The following is a 22,958-nucleotide window of genomic DNA, read 5'->3' as shown; positions in this document are numbered from 1 at the left end:
CTTTACTTTGGCTGCAGTAGTTCTCGTACTAAGGGGAGCGTTACAGCACGTTTTGTTTCAAGTGAATAGGCATCTAAAGCATCGATTAAGGCCATTAGATTGGGCATATCGCGATAAAAGCGATTGAGCAACCAAGGCAATACATCGGGCGACAAAACTAAGCCACGCGCTTGCGCTGCTTGTTCTAAAGCTTGTATTTTCTCATCATCGTCCAAAAGATGGGTTTGAAAGACCAGGCCCCAGCCTAAACGGGTCCGCAGGTCCTCTCTTAGGCTTAGCGCTCCTGGGGCGGCATTGCCAGCCATAAAGATGTGGATGCCTTTACTGGCTTGAATTTCATTGAGAATCCGAAATAAGGAGGCTACTTGACGCTCATCTAGGCGATCTACGTCATCTGCGGTAATCACTGAGACTTGATTGCTAGCACTTAATTCGGGCAACTTTTCTTCTAGTCTTACCCAGGAAACTGGCTCACTGGGGCTTAATGAAAAGTGTTCAAGTCCTAATTGTTTTGCTGAGTTACCAAGGGCATCTAATAGGTGGGTACGCCCTGAGCCTTCTGAGCCCCACCAATAAATCCAGCGCTTATTTAAGACATTGTCATTCTCAATAGTCTGCGATTTTGTTTCCCAAGACTTCACCAATGTTTGCAAGGTGGAGTGGAGCGCAAGGTTGGCGCCAGTTAAAAAGTTATTCAGGCTTGGCGCTGGCGTATGACCGATATCGAGAGCGAATTGTCGTGGGAGTGAAGAGCTATTCATTACAACAATGATTTACTGTTGATACCAAGAGCTCTGGGTGTAGCGTGACCACCAATACTGCAATAACACGAGACTAACTGCACTAATCGGCAGTGCCAATAGCACTCCAAAAAACCCAAATAATTTTCCGAATAGGAGTAAAGCAAACAGCACGGCTACAGGATGCAAGCCAATGCGCTCACCCACCAGGCGCGGAGTTAGGAGGAAGCCCTCAATAAACTGACCAAGACCATAGAGCACAAGTACTCCGATGATGGCGCCACCAGGACCAAATTGCAGAAGGGCGGCAAGCATTGCAAGAGTGAAGCCTATGGTTATACCAATATAAGGAATCACAATCATCAGTGCTGTAAATACACCAAGCGCTACGGCACCCTTGATGCCCATAATGCTTAATCCAACACTATAAAAGACAGACATGATGGAAATTACAATCAGCATGCCCCGAAGGTATTGCGATAACAAGCCATCGGTATGCATGGCAAGGTGATGAACAGTTTCTTGAGCGCGAATAGGAACAATCTTTTTTAATAACGCGAAAAAATGGTCCCAATCAATTAACAAGTAAAACATCACAAAGAGAATGAGGACAGCATTTACAAATCCTGCAATCACAGAGCTTCCTGACACCAATACGGTCTCTAAAGTGGAGGACATGAGAGCGTCAGAGTTGTCCGTTAAGTGCTCAGTAATTTTTTGAGTTGCGCTCGTTTTTAGTGTTGCCCAGTCTAAATTAATATGGAACTCACTTAATTTTGGGTCTAGCCAAGCTTGGGTGTTTTGAATCCACTCTGGGAGCTGGGCTTTAATTAATGGAATTTCAGTGCGCAGGAGCGTTACAAAGAGGATCAAAATCAAAAATAAGACGGCCAATCCCAGAATCATGGCAATTCCAGCGGCAAGTGCGCGGGGTAGCTGATGCCTCTCAAGCCATAAGCAAACGGGGCGCAGGGCATAAGCCAGAATAAATGCAGTCAGAAAAGGGGTAAAAATTTCAGCCATCTTGCTTGAATCCTCTAGAATTCAATGATTCTACCGACCAAGTAGTGTTTTTTACTAATCTTCTATTGCTGCCATGAACTCATCTACCAATTCTTCCGCAAAAGGCCTTTCCTACCGTGACGCAGGTGTCGATATTGACGCTGGCGATGATTTGGTAGATCGCATCAAGCCTTTGGCTAAAAAAACCATGCGTGAGGGCGTATTGGCCGGAATCGGAGGATTTGGGGCCTTGTTTGAGGTTCCTAAGCGTTATAAAGAGCCGGTTTTGGTGTCCGGCACCGATGGAGTGGGCACGAAGTTGCGCTTAGCTTTTGAGTGGAATCGACACGATACGATTGGTCAGGATCTGGTTGCGATGAGCGTGAACGACATCTTGGTACAGGGTGCTGAACCCCTATTTTTCTTGGACTATTTCGCTTGCGGTAAGTTAACTGTCGATACAGCAGCTACGGTGGTTGGTGGAATCGCCCATGGCTGTGAACTATCTGGTTGCGCCCTTATCGGTGGTGAAACTGCTGAGATGCCGGGTATGTATCCGCCTGGTGAATATGATTTGGCCGGATTTGCTGTTGGTGCTGTAGAAAAATCCAAAATCATTACTGGTGCAACGATTGCCCCTGGTGATGTAGTAGTGGCGATTGGCTCTAGCGGTGCGCACTCCAACGGTTATTCACTGGTGCGGAAGATTATTGAGCGGGCTGGTGCTAAGCCAACGGATGATCTGGGCGGGCGTCCATTGGGAGATGTGGTGATGGCTCCGACGCAAATTTATGTAAAGCCACTCTTAAAGTTGATTTCGCAAATCAATGTTAAAGGTATGGCGCACATTACTGGAGGCGGTTTAGTCGATAACGTGCCGCGTGTACTCCCAGAAAATACCCAAGCTGTACTGCATCGTGATAGCTGGCAAATGCCGGAACTCTTCCGTTGGTTGCAAACGAAGGGTGGGGTTGCAGATGCTGAGATGGTGCGTGTCTTTAACTGCGGCATTGGTATGGTGGTGATTGTCTCTGCAGATCAAGCAGAAGTTGCTATTAAGTCTCTTCAGGCTGAAGGACTAAAGGCATGGACAGTTGGCGAAGTGGTAGAGCGTCCAGCTGGCGCGCCACAAACCGTCGTCATCTAAATCTATTGAATTAAACCCCGTTTGCAGTACTCAAGAGCTTGCTCGAGTTCGCTGGGGTTGAATGGATCAAACGTGTTTCTACCGGAGATGGCACGCAACCACGTGAGCTGTCTTTTGCCAAGCTGTCTTGTGGCTGCAAGTGCTTTGTAACGCATTTGCTCCCAATCACTGAGGCCATCAAGGTATTCCCATACTTGGCGGTAACCGACTGATCGAATTGCCGGCAAGTCTGCGTGAAGATTCGGGTTGCTCTTTAATGTTTGCACTTCCTCAATGAATCTACCGGCAAGCATTTCATCAAAACGTTTTTCTAGATTTTGATGCAGACGTGAGCGATCACTGGGCTCGAGTGAAACCAGATTAATCCATTCTGGAATGGCTGAGCCTTCCCTGCCATCTTCACTTGGCGCATCTGCTAGTAGTTCTGACATGGGTTTGCCCGTGATCTCGTAAACCTCTAGTGCGCGCTGTACCCTTTGAGAGTCGTTAGCTTGTAAACGTGCCGCAGTGACGGGGTCTACTTTAGCAAGTTCAGCATGCATCGCAGGCCAGCCAATGAATTTGCCTTGCTCATCAAGACGAGCTCGGATTTCAGAGTTTGCGGGGGGTAGCGATGAAAGGCCATGAGCCCATGCGCGCCAATACAACATCGTGCCACCGACAACGATAGGAATGTTGCCGCGCCCTCGAATTTCTATGCATAGTCGCTTGGCATCATTTGCAAAGCGTGCCGCTGAATAGGATTCGGTGGGCTCCAAAATATCAATCAGGTGATGTTGAACTGCAGCCTGCTCTGCCTTACTTGGTTTGGCGCTTCCAATATCAAGGCCGCGATAAACCAAGGCAGAGTCCATGCTGATGATTTCAACTGTTTTACCTAAGAGCCTGGCATGCTCTGCCAGAGCCATGGCGAGATGGGTTTTGCCTGCGCCTGTAGGGCCAACAATACAGAGTATGGGTGGCTGATGAGGTAAATGCGTAGGCTGAATGTGGGGTTCAGTTTGCATAAGGCATTATAGGAATGAAATGCTGCAATCTCTATTGAGATTGAGGAACCTACTGCTTAATGCAGTTTTGTTTGACTCTCTAGCGTAGCAATATGCTCACGAATATCGGCCGCATCTTCTGCGCCCGGCATTTCACTTAAATAGCGATGCATATCCTCGAGTGCTGGACGTACATACTCAAGTTGCGCAAAGATCAAGCCACGATCACGAATCTCTTCCATCGAATCGGGCAATAAAATGACCAGGCGCTCTTGAATGCCCAGAAGACGCTCCCAACGCTCATCTTCGGAGTAAATCATTTTGAGATTTCTCATAAAGCGCGACAGGATTTCTCGAGAGCTAGAGGCGCGCAAGAAAATATTGAGTGGTAGGCTCAGTTCGCCACGATAGCCCTTCGCATCCAAATACGGATCCAGCATTTCTTGGAGTTGATTCTTGGAGAGGGATTCGCCAGTGAGGGGATCCATGATGATCTCCCCCTGTTGCAAGGAGATGCGCATCATGAAGTGATTGGGGAAAGATACCCCGCGAATATTCAAACCAATTTGCTGGCCAAGCTCCATCATCAAGATTGCTAGGGAGATTGGAATGCCGCGACGGTTTTCGATGATTTGATGCAGATATGAATTTTCGGGAGCATAAAAATCATTGGGGTTGGGGCCAAACCCCAGTTCGTTGTAGAAAAAATGTTTTAACAACTGCAGGCGTTGAATGGGTGGCGTATCAGGGGTGATGCGCTGTTTGAGTTTGGTGCCCCATTGATCAATTTGATCAAGCACCCCTTGTACATCTAGGTCTGGATAAGCGTGCTGTGCAACCGCGACTGCAGCTTCGGTTAAAGGGAGGTGCTCATCCTCGGCAACTAGCGAGGTGAAATAGTCGAGTTGTTGTGTAGGCATACAAGCTATTTTGCATGACGCAGGAATTTTTGCCAGCGAATTCCTACAAGACCTAGGGCGCCAAAGTAAATGATTGCAGCACCAGCTAGCCAGCTAGCTAGCAATCCAATGCGCAGCCAGGGGGTGTCTTGCAATGCGATCCAATTATGTGCCGTGGAAGCGTAAAACAATAATGCTGAAAAAGGAATTAGGGCCAATAGAAGCTGGCCAAGATATTTGAACCAGGCGCAACTTGGTAGGGCGCCACGTCGATGCAGACCCACCCATAGCAGGGCGGCATTGAGGCAGGCACCCACCCCAATAGAAAGGGCTAGGCCAGCATGACCCAGCCAAGGTACAAACGCTAAATTAGCCAATTGCGTGGCTACCAAAACCAATAAGCCAATTTTGACCGGAGTACGAATATCTTGGCGTGAGTAAAACCCGGGGGCTAATATTTTGACAAGGATGAGTCCAATCAGGCCAACCCCATAGGCTGCTAATGCACGTTGTGTCATCAGGACATCCAAGGCATTAAATTGGCCATAGTGATACAGCACTGCTGCTAGCGGCTCACCAAAGATGAATAGCGTTATTGCGCAAGGTGCTGCCAGCAAAAAAGTGAGTTGCAAACCCCAAATTAAGAGCTCGCCCGCTTGAACTAAATCATTTCTAGCATTTGCCTTGCTGAGGCTAGGTAGGAGAACCGTTCCCAGCGCTACACCCAGAAGTGCCGTTGGAAATTCCATCAGTCTATCTGCGTAGGAAAGCCATGACACGCTTCCGGTTTGTAGGCGCGAGGCAATGTTGGTGTTAATGATGAGGGAGATCTGCGCCACGGATACTGCAAACACTGCTGGACCCATTAGCTTGAGAACGCGCCGTGCATCGGGATTGCGGATTGCTGCCTTGATGGCGCCGGGCATTAGGCCAACTCGCGGCAATAAACCTAAGCGTGCAAGCGCAGGAATTTGAATGGCTAACTGCAAAACACCGCCGAGTAGAACGCCGATGCCAAGTGCGTAAATAGGTTGCTCTAGATGGGGCGCTAGGAATATGGCGCTGCCAATCAGGGCAAGATTGAGTAAAACCGGGGTAAATGCCGGAATAGCAAAGCGGCCAAAGGTGTTAAGGATCCCTGCTGATAGGGAAACCATCGAAATCAGGCCGATATAAGGGAACATGATGCGGGTCATCACAACGCTCGCTTCGTATGCTGGCCCACCCTTAAAGCCCGTAGCAATGGCCAAAATGAGCAATGGGGCACCGATCACGCCGAGCAGTACCGTAAGGAGCAAAGCCCAAAATAAGAGGGTGGCAACGGCATTAATGAGGATTTGGGACTGTTTGACATCCCCTTTACTGGATATTTCCCCCAAAATGGGCACAAATGCCTGGGAAAAGGCCCCTTCGGCAAAAAGCCGGCGTAGCAGATTTGGTAGCCTAAAAGCCACATTAAAGGCGTCAGTCCACTCGGAAGCCCCAAAGCTACGGGCAATCAGGGTTTCCCGTAGGAGTCCCGTGATACGGGATAGCATCGTTAGGGAGCTGACCTTGGCAGCGGCAGAAAGCAGATTCATGGGCTAATTTTCCCCCATTTATCAAGCGACTGGGCTTTTTTAGTCCTTTAATGTAAAATCTTGGGTTTTGGTGAGTCAGCTTACAAATTTGGCGAACCCACACAGAATTTCAGTTAATCGTAATTTGTAATTTTTATAGAGCAAGGTTTAAAGATGGCCAATACCGCACAAGCGCGTAAACGCGCACGGCAGGCAGTAAAACAAAACGAACACAACTCCAGTTTGCGTTCCAAGCTTCGTACTTCCATCAAGGCAGTTCGTAAGGCAATTGAAACTGGTGATAAAGAGGCCGCAGCTAAAGTGTTTGCAGCAACTCAATCCACAATCGACAAGATTGCTGACAAGAAGATTGCTCACAAAAATACTGCAGCTCGCCAGAAGTCTCGCTTGTCTGCAGCTATTAAGGCGATGGCAGCGTAAACGTTTTTTGTTTTAGGCAGGTCTAGAGCATCTAGACCCAAGCCCGCTCCTTATCAGAGCGGGTTTTTGTTTTTAGGACTGGGTTTGCGATTGAGGTTCGAATTCGCAAGCCTCTTCAATTGGCAGGCTATTGTCTTTGGCGAAGTTCATGACAAAGTCTAGCGCTCTTGGATCTAGCTCTCCCAGTCTGGTATCGATTACAACGCATTTCACTTGTGCGATAAGCACTGGCCTGACGTAGGGTGAGTAAGTGAAGCGGGGGTCGCCAGCATCGCCTGGTGGGCGAAATGTGGCCATAACACCGCAAAGGCGTTCAGCCCAGTCACTCGGGCGAAAAGATTTGCCTGAAGTCGTAATGCCTTGAATGAAAAGCTTTTTGTGGTTCAAGTTGGCGTAAAAATTGATGTAATGAAATAGGTATTGATTAGCCCTCTAGCTTAACAGTCTGAGATGGCCTTAAGATGACTTTAGGAACTATTTTCGTGCAGTTCAAAGCCCAAACAAAAAATGCAAGCTAAAACTTCAGTAGAAAGCTCAACGATGACATCTTTGGCAAAGCCTCAAGTGCCTGGCCAGGTGAAGCATTACCTGCAGTTTGCTGACCTCACTCGCGAGGAATACGATTACCTTCTTCAGCGCTCTGCTTGGCTCAAGACTAAGTTTAAGAGTTACGAAACTTGGCATCCATTGCACGACCGCACCTTAGCGATGATTTTTGAGAAGCACTCTACAAGAACGCGCCTCTCCTTTGAGGCGGGCATCCATCAGCTTGGTGGCCATGCTGTATATCTCAACACCCGTGATACCCAATTGGGCCGTGGTGAGCCTGTAGAGGACGCTGCGCAGGTGATTTCACGCATGACCGACATCATCATGATCCGTACCTTTGGCCAAGAGATCATTGAGCGCTTCGCTGCAAACTCACGCGTGCCAGTGATTAATGGCTTAACCAATGAATATCACCCCTGCCAAGTTTTAGCGGATATTTTTACTTTTGTAGAGGCGCGTGGTCCGATTCAGGGTAAAACGGTTGCTTGGGTCGGTGATGCCAATAATATGGCCTATACCTGGATACAGGCTGCCGAGTGTTTGGATTTTCAAATTCGCTTCTCTGCGCCAGGCGGCTACCAGCTTGATGAATCTAGATTGACCGCTAAAGCAAAGCAACACCTTACTGTTTGTGCTGATCCAAAAGATGCCTGCAGAGATGCTGACTTGGTGACAACCGATGTCTGGACTAGCATGGGTTATGAGGATGAGAATACTTCCCGTATGAGCGCCTTCAAAGACTGGATGGTGGATGAAGAATTGATGTCTTTGGCAAAACCAGATGCTTTATTTATGCACTGCTTGCCTGCCCATCGAGGTGAAGAGGTTTCTGCAGAGGTGATTGATGGCCCTCAAAGTATTGTTTGGGAAGAAGCTGAAAATCGTCTGCATGTACAAAAGGCTTTGATGGAGTATTTACTCTGCGGCCGTTTGGATTAATTTTTTTTTAAAGCAATTTGTTTTTATTGGTTATTAGTTCATTTTTAATTGAAAAGAAATCATGTCTGATATTAAAAAAGTAGTTTTAGCGTATTCCGGTGGTCTTGATACAAGCGTGATCTTGAAATGGCTTCAAGATACTTATCAATGCGAGATTGTTACTTTCACTGCCGATTTGGGTCAGGGTGAGGAGCTTGAGCCAGCACGAGCCAAAGCGCTGCAGTTTGGTATCAAGCCAGAAAATATTTTTATCGATGACTTGCGCGAAGAGTTTGTGCGTGACTTTGTATTTCCGATGTTTCGTGCCAATACGATTTACGAAGGTGAATATCTTTTAGGCACCTCCATCGCACGACCTTTGATCGCTAAGCGTCAAATTGAAATTGCTCGCCAAACAGGCGCCGATTCTGTATCGCATGGCGCTACCGGAAAAGGTAATGATCAAGTTCGTTTTGAGCTTGGTTACTACGCACTTGAGCCAGGAATCAAAGTCATTGCTCCTTGGCGTGAGTGGGATCTCCTCTCTCGTGAAAAATTGATGGCTTATGCAGAAAAGCATGGCATTCCAGTCGAGATGAAGCACAAGCAGGGTGGCTCACCTTATTCTATGGATGCCAACTTATTGCATATTAGTTACGAAGGTCGTCATCTCGAGAATCCTAATGCTGAAGCAGAAGAATCTATGTGGCGCTGGACGGTCTCTCCTGAGAAGGCTCCAGATACCCCAGAAATCATTGAAATTGAATTCCGTGCCGGAGATCCAGTAGCAATCAATGGCAAGGCATATAAGCCACATGAGTTGTTGGCCGAGCTCAATCGTATCGGCGGCATGCATGGTATTGGTCGTCTCGACTTAGTTGAGAACCGCTTTGTAGGCATGAAGAGCCGTGGTTGTTATGAAACCCCTGGTGGCACTATTTTGTTGAAAGCACACCGCGGTATTGAGAGTATTACTCTGGATCGTGAAGTAGCTCACCTCAAAGATGATTTGATGCCACGTTACGCCAGCTTGATCTACAACGGTTTATGGTGGGCGCCAGAGCGTATCGCGTTGCAGACGTTGATTGATCACACTCAGCAGATGGTCAATGGTGTAGTGCGCCTAAAGCTCTACAAAGGTTCTGTGTCCGTGATTTCACGTGACTCCGCAAATACCTTGTTTGATCAGACGATTGCTACATTTGACGATGACGGTGGTGCGTATAACCAAGCTGACGCTGGTGGCTTCATCAAGCTCAATGCTTTGCGCATGCGGATTGCTGAAACTGCAAGACGTAAGCGTGCTAAATAATTCAGTTAAATAACAAACTAGTAATTTAGATTAGAAAGAATAAAGATGCAATTTGATCAAGTTTCTGTAGGTAAGAAAGCCAATGTATTTTTTGATGGTAAATGTGTATCCCATACCGTGACTCTGCCCAATGGCGTGCGCAAGTCTGTTGGTGTTGTATTGCCGAGCACCTTGCGTTTTGACCTGAGCACTAAAGAAATCATGGAAGTAGTCGACGGCAACGCATTTGTCAGTATCAATGGCGCTCCAGAAGTCGAATTCAAAGCTGGTCAAAGCTGGGAAGTGGAAAAAGGTGGTTATTTCATTATCCGCGCCGAGTCTCCTGTGCACTATGTTTGCCACTTTGAGTAAGTGAATTAAGAATCAAGCAGATAATTTCTCTTGAGCCCAAATAAAAACGCAGATCTCGGTCTGCGTTTTTTATTACCAAGCGCTAGAAAATACAAATTACTTCTTGGGTAGCCCTTGAACGACCATACCCGGTACGATTACCCGTTCAGAGAACCATTGCTTATTCATCTCTAAGGCATAACGCACTGGAGCTTGAGGGCAGTGGTTATTGGTAGTCTGAGCCTGCATCTCTTCAATGTTCACAATCTTGCCATCGTCTGCAATAAAGGCAATAGAGAGAGGGATCTTGGTGTTACTCATCCAGAAGCAATGCCCAGCTTTTTGCTCAAAGATAAACAGCATGCCTGAGTTGGTAGGCATGCTAGTGCGGTTCATGAGTCCAATCTCACGCGCCTTAGGGGTGTCTGCTAACTCCGCCTGAATGCGATAGATTCCAGTCTTGAGCTCAATCGTTGGAAGACCAGTGTTGACTTGCGCAAATGCGACAGTGGAAAAGATACCGCAAGCTGTGATCAGCAGGGCAAAAAATTGATTGATTTTGGATTGGAGCATGGTGTTCTAAGTCATTCGTTGATGTGAAGGTAATTCTAAGTCAGGGTACAAGCAGGGAAAGAAAATTCAGGCGAAAAAAAAACCCAGGAACTAGTCCTGGGTTTTAGTAATGATCTAAAGCAGATTAAGCTGCTTGGATATTAGTAGCTTGCTTGCCTTTAGGGCCTTGGGTAATGTCAAACGTTACCTTTTGGTTTTCCTTAAGGGTTTTGAACCCAGGCATTGTGATCGCGCTGAAATGCGCGAACAACTCTTCTTCACCATCATCAGGTTTGATAAAGCCAAAACCTTTTGCATCATTGAACCACTTAACAATTCCGGTCGCCATGCGAACTCCATTACATAAACTTAAAACAACCGTGATGAGGGTGAATACTTTTTAATCAGTCTCGCTCTACAACACGCCTAAATAGGACTTTAAATAAAGCCTACCCCCTGATTGTTTGCCCTTTATGGTGGGGTGTCAAGGGGTTGGACATAGATAGTTATCGATAAGCCCCCCTTTTTTTAGAGAAAAATGCCCCAATATGGTCTAAATGGAGCTTTCTTGATGGTTTTTTTGCAACAAGACCCTTAAATCCGCATTTTGCTATCTGTGTTTAGAATGTTTCTCATGAGTCGTACAACAAAAAATCCGACGGTTGGTAACCCAAATAACCCTTACATTGAAGATACTATTCTTCTCGAAAAGCAGGCCGAGAAAGTAAAAGCGCCTTCGATGTATAAAGTTTTACTATTGAATGACGATTACACGCCAATGGAATTTGTGGTGATGGTTATTCAAGAATATTTTAATAAAGATCACGAGACAGCTACACGCATCATGTTGCAGGTACATTTAGTTGGTAAAGGCGTCTGTGGTATTTTTACCAGAGACGTTGCAGCAACTAAAGTGCATCAAGTTATCGAGCTCTCCCGCGAAGCGGGTCACCCACTACAGTGCACTATGGAGGAAGCATGATTGCCCAGGAATTAGAAGTCAGTTTGCACATGGCGTTTGTTGACGCGAGAGCCTCACGACACGAATTTATTACGGTCGAGCATCTGCTTGCCGCTCTGTTAGATAACGCTACTTCGGTGGAGGTATTAAAAGCCTGCGCCGTCAATATTGCTGAGTTGCGTTCGCAGCTGAAAAACTTTATCAATGACAACACACCCGTTGTGCCCGGCAATGATGAGGTCGATACCCAGCCAACTTTGGGCTTTCAACGCGTCATTCAGCGCGCCATCATGCATGTGCAATCTACATCGAATGGCAAGAAGGAAGTGACAGGCGCAAATGTACTCGTCGCCATCTTTGGTGAAAAAGATTCTCACGCAGTGTATTTCTTGCAACAGCAAGGTGTTACGCGTTTAGACGTAGTGAACTTTATTAGCCATGGTGTTCGCAAAGACCAGACCGAGCCTGTGAAGCCGGCTGAGTCGTCTCAAGAAGCAGAAGAGACTGGCTCTGGCGGTAAGGAAAGCCCATTAGAGCAATACACTCAAAATCTCAATGTGATGGCAAAGCAAGGCAAGATTGATCCGCTGATTGGGCGTGAGAGTGAAGTCGAGCGCGTGATTCAGGTGCTATGCCGTCGTCGCAAAAATAATCCTTTATTGGTCGGTGAGGCCGGTGTTGGTAAAACAGCGATTGCGGAAGGTCTTGCATGGCGCATTGTGAAGGGTGACGTTCCTGAAATTTTGGCTGATGCCACGGTCTATTCATTAGACATGGGTGCTCTATTAGCGGGCACTAAATACCGCGGTGATTTTGAGCAACGTTTGAAGAGTGTTCTCAAGTCTTTAAAAGAAAGCGCGCATGGTATTTTATTTATCGATGAGATTCATACTCTGATTGGTGCAGGTGCGGCTTCGGGCGGCACTCTAGATGCGAGCAATTTATTAAAGCCTGCTTTATCAAACGGTCAATTGAAGTGTATTGGCGCAACTACCTTTACTGAGTACCGCGGTATTTTTGAGAAGGATGCAGCTCTCTCACGTCGCTTCCAGAAGGTGGATGTAGTCGAACCCACCGTAGATCAAACTGTGCAAATTCTGCGTGGTCTTAAGTCCCGTTTTGAAGAGCACCACAGCGTCAAATACGCTGCTGCTGCATTAGTAGCAGCTGCAGAATTGTCTTCTCGCTACATTAATGATCGCCATTTGCCAGATAAGGCAATTGACGTGATTGATGAGGCTGGGGCAGCTCAACGCATTTTGCCTAAGTCTAAGCAGAAGAAAACGATTGGTCGTCCAGAGATCGAAGAGATCGTGGCGAAGATCGCGCGCATACCGCCCCAATCCGTGACGGTGGATGATCGCAGCAAATTGCAAACTTTAGACCGTGACATTAAGAGCGTGGTGTTCGGTCAAGACCCTGCGATTGAAGCCTTGGCAAGTGCCATTAAGATGACACGAGCTGGCCTTGGCAAGATTGATAGGCCAATTGGTTCTTTCTTATTCTCTGGACCAACTGGTGTTGGTAAGACTGAAGTAGCAAAGCAGCTTGCTTACATTCTGGGTATTGAGCTTTTGCGCTTTGATATGTCGGAATACATGGAACGTCATGCAGTCAGTCGCTTGATTGGTGCGCCTCCTGGATATGTAGGCTTTGATCAGGGTGGCTTGCTTACTGAGGCTGTGAATAAGAAGCCGCACTGCGTACTTTTATTAGATGAAATTGAAAAAGCCCATCCGGATATTTTCAACATCCTCTTGCAGGTGATGGATCATGGCACGCTGACTGATAACAATGGACGCAAGACTGATTTCCGCAATGTGATCATCATCATGACTACTAATGCTGGTGCTGAAGCGATGCAGAAGTCCACCATTGGCTTTACCAATGCCCGTGAGTCTGGTGATGAGATGGCGGACATTAAGAAGTTCTTTACTCCAGAGTTCCGCAATCGCTTGGATGCCATTGTGTCCTTCAAAGCATTGGATGAAACCATCATCATGCGTGTCGTTGATAAATTCTTAATGCAGTTAGAAGAGCAATTGCATGAGAAGAAAGTGGATGCGACATTTAGTCCTGCATTACGCGCACATCTAGCCAAGCATGGCTTTGACCCACTCATGGGTGCAAGGCCAATGCAACGGATTATTCAAGATACAGTCCGTAAAGCTTTGGCAGACGAATTGCTCTTTGGTCGATTGGCCCAAGGTGGTCATGTAGCAGTCGATATTGATTCTGATGGCAAAGTGCAATTGGAGTTTGATGCGCCTGTCTTAAGGGGTAAAACTCCAAAAGCGGATATAGCGCCGGTCGAAGAAATTTGATGTGTGTTGTGAGTGGCGTATTAGAGCCACTGAGATAATAAAAATGCCAACCTAAGGGTTGGCATTTTTATTTACTGGCAGGCATATGGCCAAATTCTCTTTGTGTCTGGCGGAACTTTTTTGCCATCAAGTTTGATGTATGGCACGGGGATCTTTTTTTGATCCGAACTCAGCTTTTCTAAGGAAGGGGAATCATACGGCGGCCTATTTTTGTAAAAGGCATTTGGATCCATAAAATAGGCATCCTGGGGCGCTACAACAACACCATCGTTAGACCATTTTGGCGACTCGCTGTATAAAACTGCAAAGTGAACGGCATGGCGACGTTCTCGAGCACCCATGAGGCCGGTATTGCTTGTTTTACCGATTACTTCGCCCAATTTGACGTTTGTACCTATTGGCATGGAGGGCAATTCTTGTAGATGAGTGTATTGAGAGTAAGTCCAAAATGGCAGCCCAGTTTGTTGTGGGCTATGCCGAAGCATGATTTCAATGCCCTTTCTATTACCTTCATTTGCGAATTTACCAACCACCATTCCGTCAGCTACTGCAAGAATCGGTGTTCCGAATGGCTGAGGGATATCTACTCCTCGGTGTAAAGATTCTGAGTGACGTTTGCTTGTGTAGTCAATCGCCCACTGCTCACTATCAATGGTCGGGCAATTTGCGCCGCCTATGAAGCTAGGCTCTAAGCCAGTCTCAATTACACCCCTTGCTTTTTGAATGGCAACATTTTTTGGGCCAGCTCCGCCCTTATATTTACCCACTAGATGGCGAATCTCATCATCCACTTCGCTCTCTTGGACATAGCCATCAAGGCTTATGCATTCATTGCAGCTAGCTAAAGCGATTGATGAATGGAAGGATAAAAATACTACTGCGAAGATGAGGAGGTTTCGATAAAGGCCCATAAACAACTTCATGAAGTTAGCTCCTTCCAGTGCTCCCAAACCCACCCGCACCACGACTGCTCTCAGTGAACTCTTCAACCACTTTGAGCTGAACTTGTTGAACTGGCATCACGACTAATTGGGCTAAACGCTCCATGGGCTCGAGTTTAAATGTGGTTGAGCCGCGGTTCCAAGTGCTGACCATGAGTTGACCTTGGTAGTCTGAATCAATCAGCCCCACAAGGTTCCCCAGAACGATGCCATGCTTATGTCCGAGGCCGGAGCGTGGCAGGATGAAAGCTGCATAGCCCGTGTCTTCCACATAGATCGCTAAACCTGTGGGGACTAGAATCGTTTGTCCAGGGGCAATTTCAATTGCTTGGTCGATGCAAGCGCGTAAATCTAAGCCAGCACTGCCTGGTGTGCCATAGCTTGGCAACTGGTCGCGCATACGTTCATCGAGAATTTTGACTTGAAGTTCTTGCATGAAATTTCCTAAATCTGAAGAAAATAAATAGGGTTGAAGCTGAAATGAAATTAGATTTTTTTGGCAACAAGCTGTATGAGTTGGCGAGCAAGTTGTAGCTTGTCAGATTTAGCAATCTTCTTGCTAGTATTTTTCTCCACAATGAGCAATTCATTGAGGTCACTACCGAAAGTATTTGGGCCAATATTGCCCACAATCATCGGAATCCCTTTGCGCTGGAGTTTTTCTTGCGCATGCTTGAGAAGAGCTGTGGATTCAGCGGCAAAGCCGACGCAGTAAGGGTGCGGCTTGCCACCTTTTGTTTTCACCATCTTTGCAACATCCGCCAGAATATCTGGGTTAGCAATAAATTCTAGGCTAGGGGCTTGTTTGCCTTGGCGCTTAATCTTCTCTTTGGCAGGTTTTTCAATGCCCCAATCGGCAACTGCAGAAACAGCGAAGAAAATATCGCAGTCTGTTGATTGCATCGTTGCTGCATGCATTTCTTTTGCGCTCACGACATTGGTGCGAGTAATTTTCCCACTGGCTTCTAAGGGGGTGTGTTGATTGCAAGGCCCCGCTACGAGATGCACTTGTGCACCAGCCTCAAGAGCTGCGCGAGCAATCGCAAATCCCATCTTGCCAGAGCTAAGATTGGTAATGCCACGCACAGGATCGATGGCCTCAAAGGTGGGACCAGCAGTAATCAACACGCGCTTACCAGCGAGCACTTTTTTCTGGAAGAAAGCAATTAACTGTTCGGTAATTTCAGCGGGCTCGAGCATACGGCCGTAACCCACCTCACCACAAGCTTGAATTCCACTGGCGGGCCCAAGCAAAGACACCTTATCTTCGATAAGACGTTTGACACTTCTTTGGGTGGCATCATGCTCCCACATTTGTTTATTCATTGCGGGTGCCATCAAGAGCGGGCAATCTCTTGCCAAGCATAGCGTCGTTAGCAAATCATCTGCTAGGCCTAAGGAGAGTTTGGCCATGAGGTCTGCACTAGCTGGCGCAATTAATATGGCGTCAGCAGCTCGCGAGAGCTCAATGTGAGCCATATTATTGGCAATGCTGCTATCCCATTGGCTGGTGTAAACCGGATTTCCAGTAAGAGCCTGCATCGTGACCGGTGTAACAAATTGCTGCGCGGCCTGAGTCATGACCACTTGTACACTTGCCCCCTCTTGTATGAGTAGGCGTGCTAGCTCAGCAGATTTATAGGCCGCAATACCGCCGGAAATTCCCAAAACGATTTTCTTGTTTAAAAGTGATTGCATGGCGCCAGCTTACTGGGGTTGAGAGGATTTGCCAAATGACTTGCGCAGTTCACCCCAAATAATGAGGCCAGCACCAATACAAATGGCGCTATCGGCAATATTGAAGGCAGGCCAATGCCAGTTGGCGTAATGCAAATCGATAAAGTCGACTACAGCGCCGTACATTATTCGATCCAATACATTGCCTAATGCGCCACCCAAAATCAGGCTCAGAGCCCAGCACAATACTTTGTCATCTTGGTTTTTGCGAAGTAACCAAATAATGTAAATGGAGGCTAACAGACCAATGACAGTAAAGAACCAGCGCTGCCAGCCAGAGCCTTGGGCTAAGAATGAAAATGCAGCTCCAGGGTTAAACAGTAGCAACCAGTTCATAAATGGCAAAACTTCTACAGGTACCCCTAATTGCAAGTTACTGAGCGCTGACCACTTACTCAACTGGTCTAGCAATAGGGTGATAGTGGCAATTGCTAAATACCGAAGAAAAGAGAGTTTTGCGGTCATAAAAAGAAGCGCTTAGGCAAATAAGCGGTGTTCACCATCACCAAATAAGTTGCTAATACAGCGACCACAGAGGTCTGGATGTTCGGCATTGGCACCAATATCAGCGGTGTGATGCCAGCAGCGTCCACACTTCTTGTATTGACTACCTCTCACAAGCACTTCGAGGCCGGCAGTACTTAATTCAATATTGGCGCTAGAGGTAATCGTCACAAATCGTAAGTCATCTTCTAAAGAGTGCAGGATTGCAAAGTCCACATCACCCAATTTGATAGTTAGCTCTGCTTGCAGAGAAGAGCCAACATTGCCAGCTTCACGCTCTACCTCAATCGCCTTAGTGACCTCAGAGCGAATCTCACGAATGCGCTCCCATTTAGCGAGCAGTTCGGTTGCGTGCTCGATTTCTGGGAAGGTGCCAAATTCTTCGATGAAGATAGATTCACTAAGCTTTGCGTTGGCAGCATGTGGAAGTGATGTCCAAGCTTCTTCTGCGGTAAAGGAGAGGAATGGGGCGAGCCACTTCAAGAGATTACGCGTGATATGGAATAAAGCATTTTGTGCGGCACGGCGCTCTTTTGAATCTGGAGCGCTGGTATAGAGCCGGTCTTTCAGAATATCTAAGTAAAAGCCACCTAAATCTTCTGAGCAGAAAGTGAGCATACGCGCTACAGCCGGTTGGAATTCATATGCCTTGTAGTGTGCTTGTACTTCGTTTTGCAATTGATTAGCAAGCGCTACTGCATAACGATCAATCTCCAGCCACTCACTGGCAGGCATGCTGTGCGTTGATGGATCAAAGTCAGATAAGTTGGCAAGTAGGAAGCGTAATGTATTACGGATACGACGATAGCTTTCTACGACACGCTTGAGAATTTCGTCAGAGATGGTCATCTCGCCAGAGTAGTCAGTAGAGGCAACCCATAGGCGAATAATCTCTGCACCCAATTTGTCTGCAACTTGTTGAGGAGCAATCACATTACCAACCGATTTACTCATCTTGCGGCCTTGACCGTCTACGGTAAAGCCATGGGTCAAGAGCGCTTTGTAGGGCGGCTTGCCATCCAGCATTGCGCCAGTCAACAGAGATGAGTGGAACCAACCGCGGTGTTGGTCTGAACCCTCAAGATATAAGTCGGCTAATCGGCCATCTGGATTCTCAGCCTCAGGGCGATAGAGCTCATCACGGTGTGAGCCGCGAATAACATGCCAGTGCGTAGTGCCGGAATCAAACCACACATCCAGGGTGTCCCGATTCTTTTCGTATTGAGATGCTTCTTCGCCTAGTAGATCAGCAACTTCCAATTTTTGCCAAGCCTCAATGCCGTCTTTTTCAACGCGCTTGGCAATCTCTTCCAGCAATTCCACTGTACGAGGATGTGGTTCACCGCTTTCCTTGTGCACAAAGAAAGCCATTGGTACACCCCATTGACGCTGACGTGACAAAGTCCAGTCAGGTCGATTAGCAATCATGCTACTTAATCGCTGCTTTCCCCAGGCAGGAAAAAACTCAGTGCTATCAATGCCTGCTAAAGCAGTTTCACGCAAACTCGCTTTGCCATCTGATGGTTTTTTATCCATGCTCGCAAACCACTGAGAGGTAGCGCGATAAATGATGGGCGACTTATGGCGCCAGCAATGCATGTAGGAGTGGGTATAGGTTTTATCTCGCAAGAGACTGCCTGCTTCACGCAAGGCCTCAACAATTTTAGGATTGGCTTTCCAGATATATTCATTGGCAAAGAGGGGTAGCCAAGATGCATACACGCCATTACCCATGACTGGATTTAAGATATCTTTATCGGCTAACTTATTTGCTTTGCAAGATTTAAAGTCCTCCTCACCGTAGGCTGGTGCAGAGTGCACTACCCCGGTACCAGTATCCAGCGTGACGTACTCTGCTGGGTAAATTGGTGAAAGACGTTTGTAGCCTTCATGTAATGGTGCTAGTGGATGCCAAAAAGAGATGTTGGCTAACTGACTGCCTAGGCAAGTAGCAATAACCTTGCCTTCAAGACCGTAATCTTCCAAGCAAGTCTCTACTCGATCTTTTGCCAAGATGAGCAATTTGTCACCTATATCGACTAAAGCATAAGTGAGTTCTGGGTGAACATTGAGCGCTTGGTTAGATGGGATGGTCCAAGGTGTTGTCGTCCAAATCACAATCATGCCTGGTTTATTTGGAATCTCTGGGATGCCAAACGCTTTTGCCAGTTGCGGGCGCTGCGCATCATTAAATGCAAAACCCACATCGATCGTTGGATCAGTTTTATCTTGGTATTCAACTTCGGCCTCGGCAAGAGCGGAGCCACAATCAAAACACCAGTTGACGGGTTTGAGGCCGCGGAATACATAACCCTTTTCCCAGATCTTCCCAAGCGCACGAATTTCATCGGCTTCATTGCGGTAGTTCATGGTGAGATAAGGGTTATTCCAGTCTCCTAGCACCCCTAAACGCTCAAAATCTTTCTTTTGCTTATCGACTTGCACCTTGGCATAGGCTCGGGCCTTGGCTTGTACTTCGGCCGTTGGTAAATTCTTACCAAATTCTTTTTCAATCTGAATTTCAATTGGCATGCCGTGACAATCCCAGCCAGGTACATAGGCAGCGTCATAGCCCATTAACCAGCGTGATTTGACAATCATGTCTTTGAGGATCTTATTTACCGCATGACCAATGTGAATATCACCGTTTGCATAAGGGGGGCCGTCATGCAGAATAAATTTCGGTTGACTAGCATGCGCTGCACGAATCTTTTCGTAGAGTTTATTTTTCTGCCATTGTGCAACCCACTGAGGCTCTCGCTTAGGGAGGTCTCCCCGCATCGGGAATGAGGTCTCTAGAAGATTAACGGGATAAGAATTTTCTTTTTCAGACATAAGCTTTTTTCTGGAAATAATTTCTGGCATGCGCTGCATCAGATGCAATCGCTTTGGTAAGGGTGTCGAGGTCAGAGTACTTCGCCTCGTCACGGATTTTTTCTAAGAGTTCCACGGTAATAATTTTTCCATAGACATCTGCGTTGTAATCAAAGATGTGCGTTTCAAGAAGAACACGACCTTTATCTTCAACGGTTGGTCTAACGCCTAGACTTGCTACCGCTGGTAGAGGCTTGTCACTCAAGCCTAATACCTGCGCTGTGAAAATTCCTGAGCAGGCAGGTTTGCGGTGGTGCAGGTGATTGGCAACTGCTAAGTTCAAAGTAGGAAAGCCCAAAGTGCGTCCTAATTTTTGACCATGAATTACATGTCCTGAAATACCATAGGGTCGACCTAATAATTTAGCCGCCAATTCCATATCACCTTGAGCTAAGGCATTGCGTAATGCCGAGCTCGAAATGCGTTCACCATCCTCAAGGACAGTGTGAATACTAGAAACTTCAAAACCATATTTTTCACCAGCAGCTTTAAGGCTTGCAAAATTACCGGCACGTTTTGCACCATAGCAAAAATCATCACCAATCAAAATCCATTTGGCATTGAGTTGCTTAACAATGATTTGAGAAACAAATTCATCGGGCGTGAGGCGAGCAAAGGCGTTGTTGAAATGTTCCACCACAACGCGATCAATACCCATGTCCGCAAAAGCGGCCAGCTTATCGCGCAAATTCAGAATGCGAGGTGGTGCTTGCTCTGGGGAAAAGAATTCCTTGGGGTGTGGTTCGAAAGTCATCACACAGCTAACCAAGCCACGCTCTTGGGCGCCATCCTTCAGTTGCGTGAGCAGGGCGCGATGACCCCTGTGCACGCCATCGAAGTTACCGATGGTTAAGGCACAAGCTGGTCCTGCAGAAAACTGGGTGGGGCCACGGAATACGTTCACTAAATTGCTCTTTGGGTCGCTTTCGGGGTAACCATCAATTATATTGTGGGCATGCCATCTATCGTTACCTTAATCTCAGGCCGCGGATCTAATTTCGAGGCTATCGTCAAAACAGCTCAAAAAGAGCAGTGGCCCGTCACTTTTGCAGGGGTGATTGCTAATCACTCTGCAGCTAAGGGCCTTGATTTTGCTCGCTCCCAGGGCATTCCTGTCTTTGCCATTGAGCATCGAGAGTATCCAACCCGTGAGTCCTTTGACGCTGCCCTCATCCAGAAAATCGATGAATTGGGGGCTGATTTGGTGGTTTTAGCGGGTTTTATGAGAATTCTGACCCCAGGATTTATTCGCCATTTCGAAGGGCGCCTGATCAATATTCACCCTGCTTTACTGCCTGCCTTTCCGGGGCTTCACACTCATGAGCGCGCTTTAGAGGCTGGCGTTACAGAGCATGGGGCTACAGTGCACTTTGTTACTGAGGGGGTGGATGAGGGGCCAATCATTTGCCAGGCCTCTGTGCCAGTCTTGCCGGGCGATGATGCGGACCGCTTAGCCGCCCGTGTTTTGGCTGCTGAGCATCAGATTTACCCACGGGCCGTAAAATGGTTCCTCGATGGACGATTGCGAATAGCAGGTAATCAAGTTCAGATTCAACCCCCGGAGTCGCAATTAATAAAATTATGAGTAAAGAACGTTCATCTCGCACCGCAGGTGCTGGTAGTAAAACTGGATCTAGATCCGGATCACGCCTAGGTCCGCAAAAAAGTTATGCAGCTAAATCGAAGGATCCCTTGCGTCGTCCTGAACGTCGCAATGCGAGCGGTAACATCATTGCTCCAGAAGGCCAGAAGAATTTTTCTAATGCCAAAGCATTGCCGCAACATGCGATTCATTTGGAGCGCTTACTGCCAGAATTGCTCAGTTTTGAGCAACCCGCCGATCGAGTGGTCAGCCGCTATTTTCGTTCTGAACCGCAACTTGGAAATCGCGACCGTGCCTTGATTGCCGAAAGTGCTTTTGCCATCTTGCGTCGTAAAAATGAGTTCTCACAATTTGCTTCAAGTGGTGAGGGATCACAGGCTAGACGCTTAGCCCTATTGGGTTTGCTGTCCGCTCTGTCTGAAGGTGGATTGGGTTCTGCTAATCGTGCAGAGAGTGCTATCGCAGATTTAGCGCATGTACTGAAGACCGGTGAATATGAGTGGTTGCAACGCTTTGCGACTGTTGATCCTAATGCGTTAAACCCATTAGTTCGTAACAATTTGCCAGAGTGGCTATGGGATGCTTTTGGAAAATATCCCGGCGAAGAGTCTCGCGAAGCGTTGGCTAAATCACTGATGCATCCAGCCTTGTTAGATTTGCGTGCCAACACCATGAAGACTACACGCGAGCAATTGCTTGAGCAGATGAATGCCCTTGGCGGTCGCTATCAAGCCATTCCCACTCCTTATGCACCTGATGGTGTGCGCATTATGGGTAAGCCTGCTTTGCAAAACACCGCGGGATTTAAAGCGGGAATGTTTGAAGTTCAGGATGAAGGCAGTCAATTACTTGCGTATTTACTTGCCCCTAAGCGTGGTGAGATGGTGGTGGACTTTTGCGCCGGTGCTGGCGGCAAGACCCTAGCTATTGGGGCGCTGATGCGCTCTACAGGACGCTTATACGCTTTAGATACATCTGAGCGTCGCTTGGCTAATTTAAAGCCAAGACAAGCCCGTAGCGGCCTTTCCAATGTCCATCCGGTATGGATTGATACTGAGAATGACACCAAGATTAAGCGCCTAGCTGGCAAGATTGATCGAGTATTGGTGGATGCCCCTTGTAGCGGTATGGGCACATTACGTCGCAATCCTGATTTGAAGTGGCGCCAAACACCAGAGGGCGTGCTTGAACTCAATCAAAAGCAAATGAATATTTTGTCTTCAGCCAGTCGTCTCTTAAAGCCGGGTGGCCGCTTGGTTTACGCCACTTGCAGTCTTTTGCCTCAAGAAAACCAGATGATTGCCGAAGATTTTTTAGCAAAACACCCGGATTTTGAAGTGATTCCAGCGGCTGAGGTTCTTAAGCCATTGTTTCCAAAGGATAAAATCCCATTGGGATGCAGTCCTGACAACCCTTGGTGGCAGCTATGGCCCCATATTCATGGAACAGATGGCTTCTTTGGGGCTGTTTTCCAGAGAAAAACGACCGCGGTAGCGCCAAAAGTTGAAAAAGACGGTGAAAAAGAGATCAAGGTCAAAACCAAGAAAGTAGCTAAAGAACTAAAATAAGGGTTTACACC

Annotated in this window: 23 protein-coding genes; 9 read left to right on the top strand and 14 right to left on the bottom strand. The window is 47.2% G+C overall.

Annotated features, from left to right (window positions below):
• Positions 1-2 precede the first annotated feature (2 nt).
• Both hda and FD974_RS08145 read right to left on the bottom strand, forming a co-directional pair.
• The gene (gene hda / locus FD974_RS08150) at positions 3-761 is read right to left on the bottom strand and encodes a DnaA regulatory inactivator Hda (protein WP_215364155.1); all 759 of its coding nucleotides are present in this window, start codon (positions 759-761) and stop codon (positions 3-5) included.
• Between the two features lie 12 nt (positions 762-773).
• Positions 774-1,763, bottom strand: coding sequence for an AI-2E family transporter (locus FD974_RS08145; protein WP_215364154.1), 990 nt, complete (start codon positions 1,761-1,763; stop codon positions 774-776).
• 73 nt (positions 1,764-1,836) lie between these two features.
• Here FD974_RS08145 and purM point away from each other — a divergent pair, with 73 nt between their 5' ends.
• Positions 1,837-2,889 (top strand): phosphoribosylformylglycinamidine cyclo-ligase, encoded by a 1,053-nt coding sequence (gene purM / locus FD974_RS08140; protein WP_215364153.1) that lies wholly within the window; start codon positions 1,837-1,839, stop codon positions 2,887-2,889.
• A gap of 2 nt (positions 2,890-2,891) precedes the next feature.
• On the opposite strand, the gene miaA is transcribed toward purM, so the two are convergent.
• From miaA to murJ, 3 genes are read right to left on the bottom strand one after another with little or no spacing between them, the layout of a single operon-like run.
• Positions 2,892-3,896 carry a tRNA (adenosine(37)-N6)-dimethylallyltransferase MiaA gene (miaA, locus tag FD974_RS08135; RefSeq protein ID WP_215364152.1) on the bottom strand — a complete coding sequence of 335 codons (1,005 nt, stop codon included), beginning with the start codon at positions 3,894-3,896 and terminating at the stop codon, positions 2,892-2,894.
• A gap of 56 nt (positions 3,897-3,952) precedes the next feature.
• The gene (locus tag FD974_RS08130) at positions 3,953-4,795 is read right to left on the bottom strand and encodes a SirB1 family protein (RefSeq protein ID WP_215364151.1); all 843 of its coding nucleotides are present in this window, start codon (positions 4,793-4,795) and stop codon (positions 3,953-3,955) included.
• A gap of 5 nt (positions 4,796-4,800) precedes the next feature.
• Entirely contained in the window at positions 4,801-6,354 is a 1,554-nt protein-coding gene (gene murJ, locus FD974_RS08125; RefSeq protein ID WP_215364150.1) for a murein biosynthesis integral membrane protein MurJ, read from the bottom strand.
• A 153-nt stretch (positions 6,355-6,507) separates the two neighbouring features.
• Here murJ and rpsT point away from each other — a divergent pair, with 153 nt between their 5' ends.
• Complete coding sequence (gene rpsT, locus FD974_RS08120) at positions 6,508-6,774, top strand: 30S ribosomal protein S20 (RefSeq protein ID WP_215364149.1); 267 nt, start codon at positions 6,508-6,510, stop codon at positions 6,772-6,774.
• A 72-nt stretch (positions 6,775-6,846) separates the two neighbouring features.
• Here the strand turns inward: rpsT and FD974_RS08115 are convergent, their stop codons facing one another.
• Positions 6,847-7,161, bottom strand: a complete 315-nt coding sequence (locus FD974_RS08115; protein WP_215364147.1) for a DUF3579 domain-containing protein — start codon at positions 7,159-7,161, stop codon at positions 6,847-6,849.
• 153 nt (positions 7,162-7,314) lie between these two features.
• Between FD974_RS08115 and argF the strand changes: the two genes are divergently transcribed.
• The 3 genes from argF (at position 7,315) to FD974_RS08100 (ending at position 9,904) form a co-directional block, all read left to right on the top strand.
• Positions 7,315-8,262 carry an ornithine carbamoyltransferase gene (gene argF / locus FD974_RS08110; RefSeq protein ID WP_215366808.1) on the top strand — a complete coding sequence of 316 codons (948 nt, stop codon included), beginning with the start codon at positions 7,315-7,317 and terminating at the stop codon, positions 8,260-8,262.
• A 61-nt stretch (positions 8,263-8,323) separates the two neighbouring features.
• Positions 8,324-9,553 (top strand): argininosuccinate synthase, encoded by a 1,230-nt coding sequence (locus FD974_RS08105; protein WP_215364146.1) that lies wholly within the window; start codon positions 8,324-8,326, stop codon positions 9,551-9,553.
• Between the two features lie 45 nt (positions 9,554-9,598).
• On the top strand, positions 9,599-9,904 hold the full coding sequence (locus FD974_RS08100; RefSeq protein ID WP_015421889.1) for a pyrimidine/purine nucleoside phosphorylase: 306 nt from the start codon (positions 9,599-9,601) through the stop codon (positions 9,902-9,904).
• A gap of 96 nt (positions 9,905-10,000) precedes the next feature.
• Here the strand turns inward: FD974_RS08100 and FD974_RS08095 are convergent, their stop codons facing one another.
• Entirely contained in the window at positions 10,001-10,456 is a 456-nt protein-coding gene (locus FD974_RS08095) for a DUF192 domain-containing protein (RefSeq protein WP_215364145.1), read from the bottom strand.
• Positions 10,457-10,580: 124 nt separating this feature from the next.
• Positions 10,581-10,784, bottom strand: coding sequence for a cold-shock protein (locus FD974_RS08090; protein ID WP_011903586.1), 204 nt, complete (start codon positions 10,782-10,784; stop codon positions 10,581-10,583).
• Between the two features lie 276 nt (positions 10,785-11,060).
• Here FD974_RS08090 and clpS point away from each other — a divergent pair, with 276 nt between their 5' ends.
• Both clpS and clpA read left to right on the top strand, forming a co-directional pair.
• Positions 11,061-11,417, top strand: coding sequence for an ATP-dependent Clp protease adapter ClpS (gene clpS, locus FD974_RS08085; RefSeq protein WP_251374574.1), 357 nt, complete (start codon positions 11,061-11,063; stop codon positions 11,415-11,417).
• Positions 11,414-13,720, top strand: coding sequence for an ATP-dependent Clp protease ATP-binding subunit ClpA (gene clpA / locus FD974_RS08080; RefSeq protein ID WP_215364144.1), 2,307 nt, complete (start codon positions 11,414-11,416; stop codon positions 13,718-13,720). The genes clpS and clpA overlap by 4 nt, the downstream gene beginning before the upstream one ends.
• Positions 13,721-13,791: 71 nt before the next feature.
• Here the strand turns inward: clpA and FD974_RS08075 are convergent, their stop codons facing one another.
• From FD974_RS08075 to FD974_RS08050, 6 genes are read right to left on the bottom strand one after another with little or no spacing between them, the layout of a single operon-like run.
• Entirely contained in the window at positions 13,792-14,643 is an 852-nt protein-coding gene (locus FD974_RS08075) for a M23 family metallopeptidase (protein WP_215364143.1), read from the bottom strand.
• Positions 14,644-14,647: 4 nt separating this feature from the next.
• Positions 14,648-15,097: a dUTP diphosphatase gene (gene dut / locus FD974_RS08070; RefSeq protein WP_215364142.1), complete on the bottom strand. Its 450-nt coding sequence runs from the start codon at positions 15,095-15,097 to the stop codon at positions 14,648-14,650.
• 50 nt (positions 15,098-15,147) lie between these two features.
• Positions 15,148-16,359 (bottom strand): bifunctional phosphopantothenoylcysteine decarboxylase/phosphopantothenate--cysteine ligase CoaBC, encoded by a 1,212-nt coding sequence (coaBC, locus tag FD974_RS08065; RefSeq protein ID WP_215364141.1) that lies wholly within the window; start codon positions 16,357-16,359, stop codon positions 15,148-15,150.
• Positions 16,360-16,368: 9 nt separating this feature from the next.
• Positions 16,369-16,863, bottom strand: a complete 495-nt coding sequence (gene lspA / locus FD974_RS08060; protein ID WP_215364140.1) for a signal peptidase II — start codon at positions 16,861-16,863, stop codon at positions 16,369-16,371.
• Positions 16,864-16,875: 12 nt separating this feature from the next.
• Positions 16,876-19,755, bottom strand: a complete 2,880-nt coding sequence (gene ileS / locus FD974_RS08055; RefSeq protein ID WP_371817138.1) for an isoleucine--tRNA ligase — start codon at positions 19,753-19,755, stop codon at positions 16,876-16,878.
• Positions 19,730-20,680, bottom strand: coding sequence for a bifunctional riboflavin kinase/FAD synthetase (locus FD974_RS08050; protein ID WP_215364138.1), 951 nt, complete (start codon positions 20,678-20,680; stop codon positions 19,730-19,732). The genes ileS and FD974_RS08050 overlap by 26 nt, the downstream gene beginning before the upstream one ends.
• A 51-nt stretch (positions 20,681-20,731) precedes the next feature.
• Between FD974_RS08050 and purN the strand changes: the two genes are divergently transcribed.
• Positions 20,732-21,361: a phosphoribosylglycinamide formyltransferase gene (gene purN, locus FD974_RS08045; protein WP_215364137.1), complete on the top strand. Its 630-nt coding sequence runs from the start codon at positions 20,732-20,734 to the stop codon at positions 21,359-21,361.
• Positions 21,358-22,947, top strand: a complete 1,590-nt coding sequence (locus tag FD974_RS08040) for an RsmB/NOP family class I SAM-dependent RNA methyltransferase (RefSeq protein ID WP_215364135.1) — start codon at positions 21,358-21,360, stop codon at positions 22,945-22,947. Before purN ends, FD974_RS08040 begins: the two co-directional genes overlap by 4 nt.
• Positions 22,948-22,958 lie beyond the last annotated feature (11 nt).

This window comes from Polynucleobacter sp. es-EL-1, assembly GCF_018687975.1.
GTDB lineage: Bacteria > Pseudomonadota > Gammaproteobacteria > Burkholderiales > Burkholderiaceae > Polynucleobacter.
The sequence above is the reverse complement of the archived record's forward strand: the minus strand, read 5'-3'. Positions and strand labels throughout refer to the sequence as shown.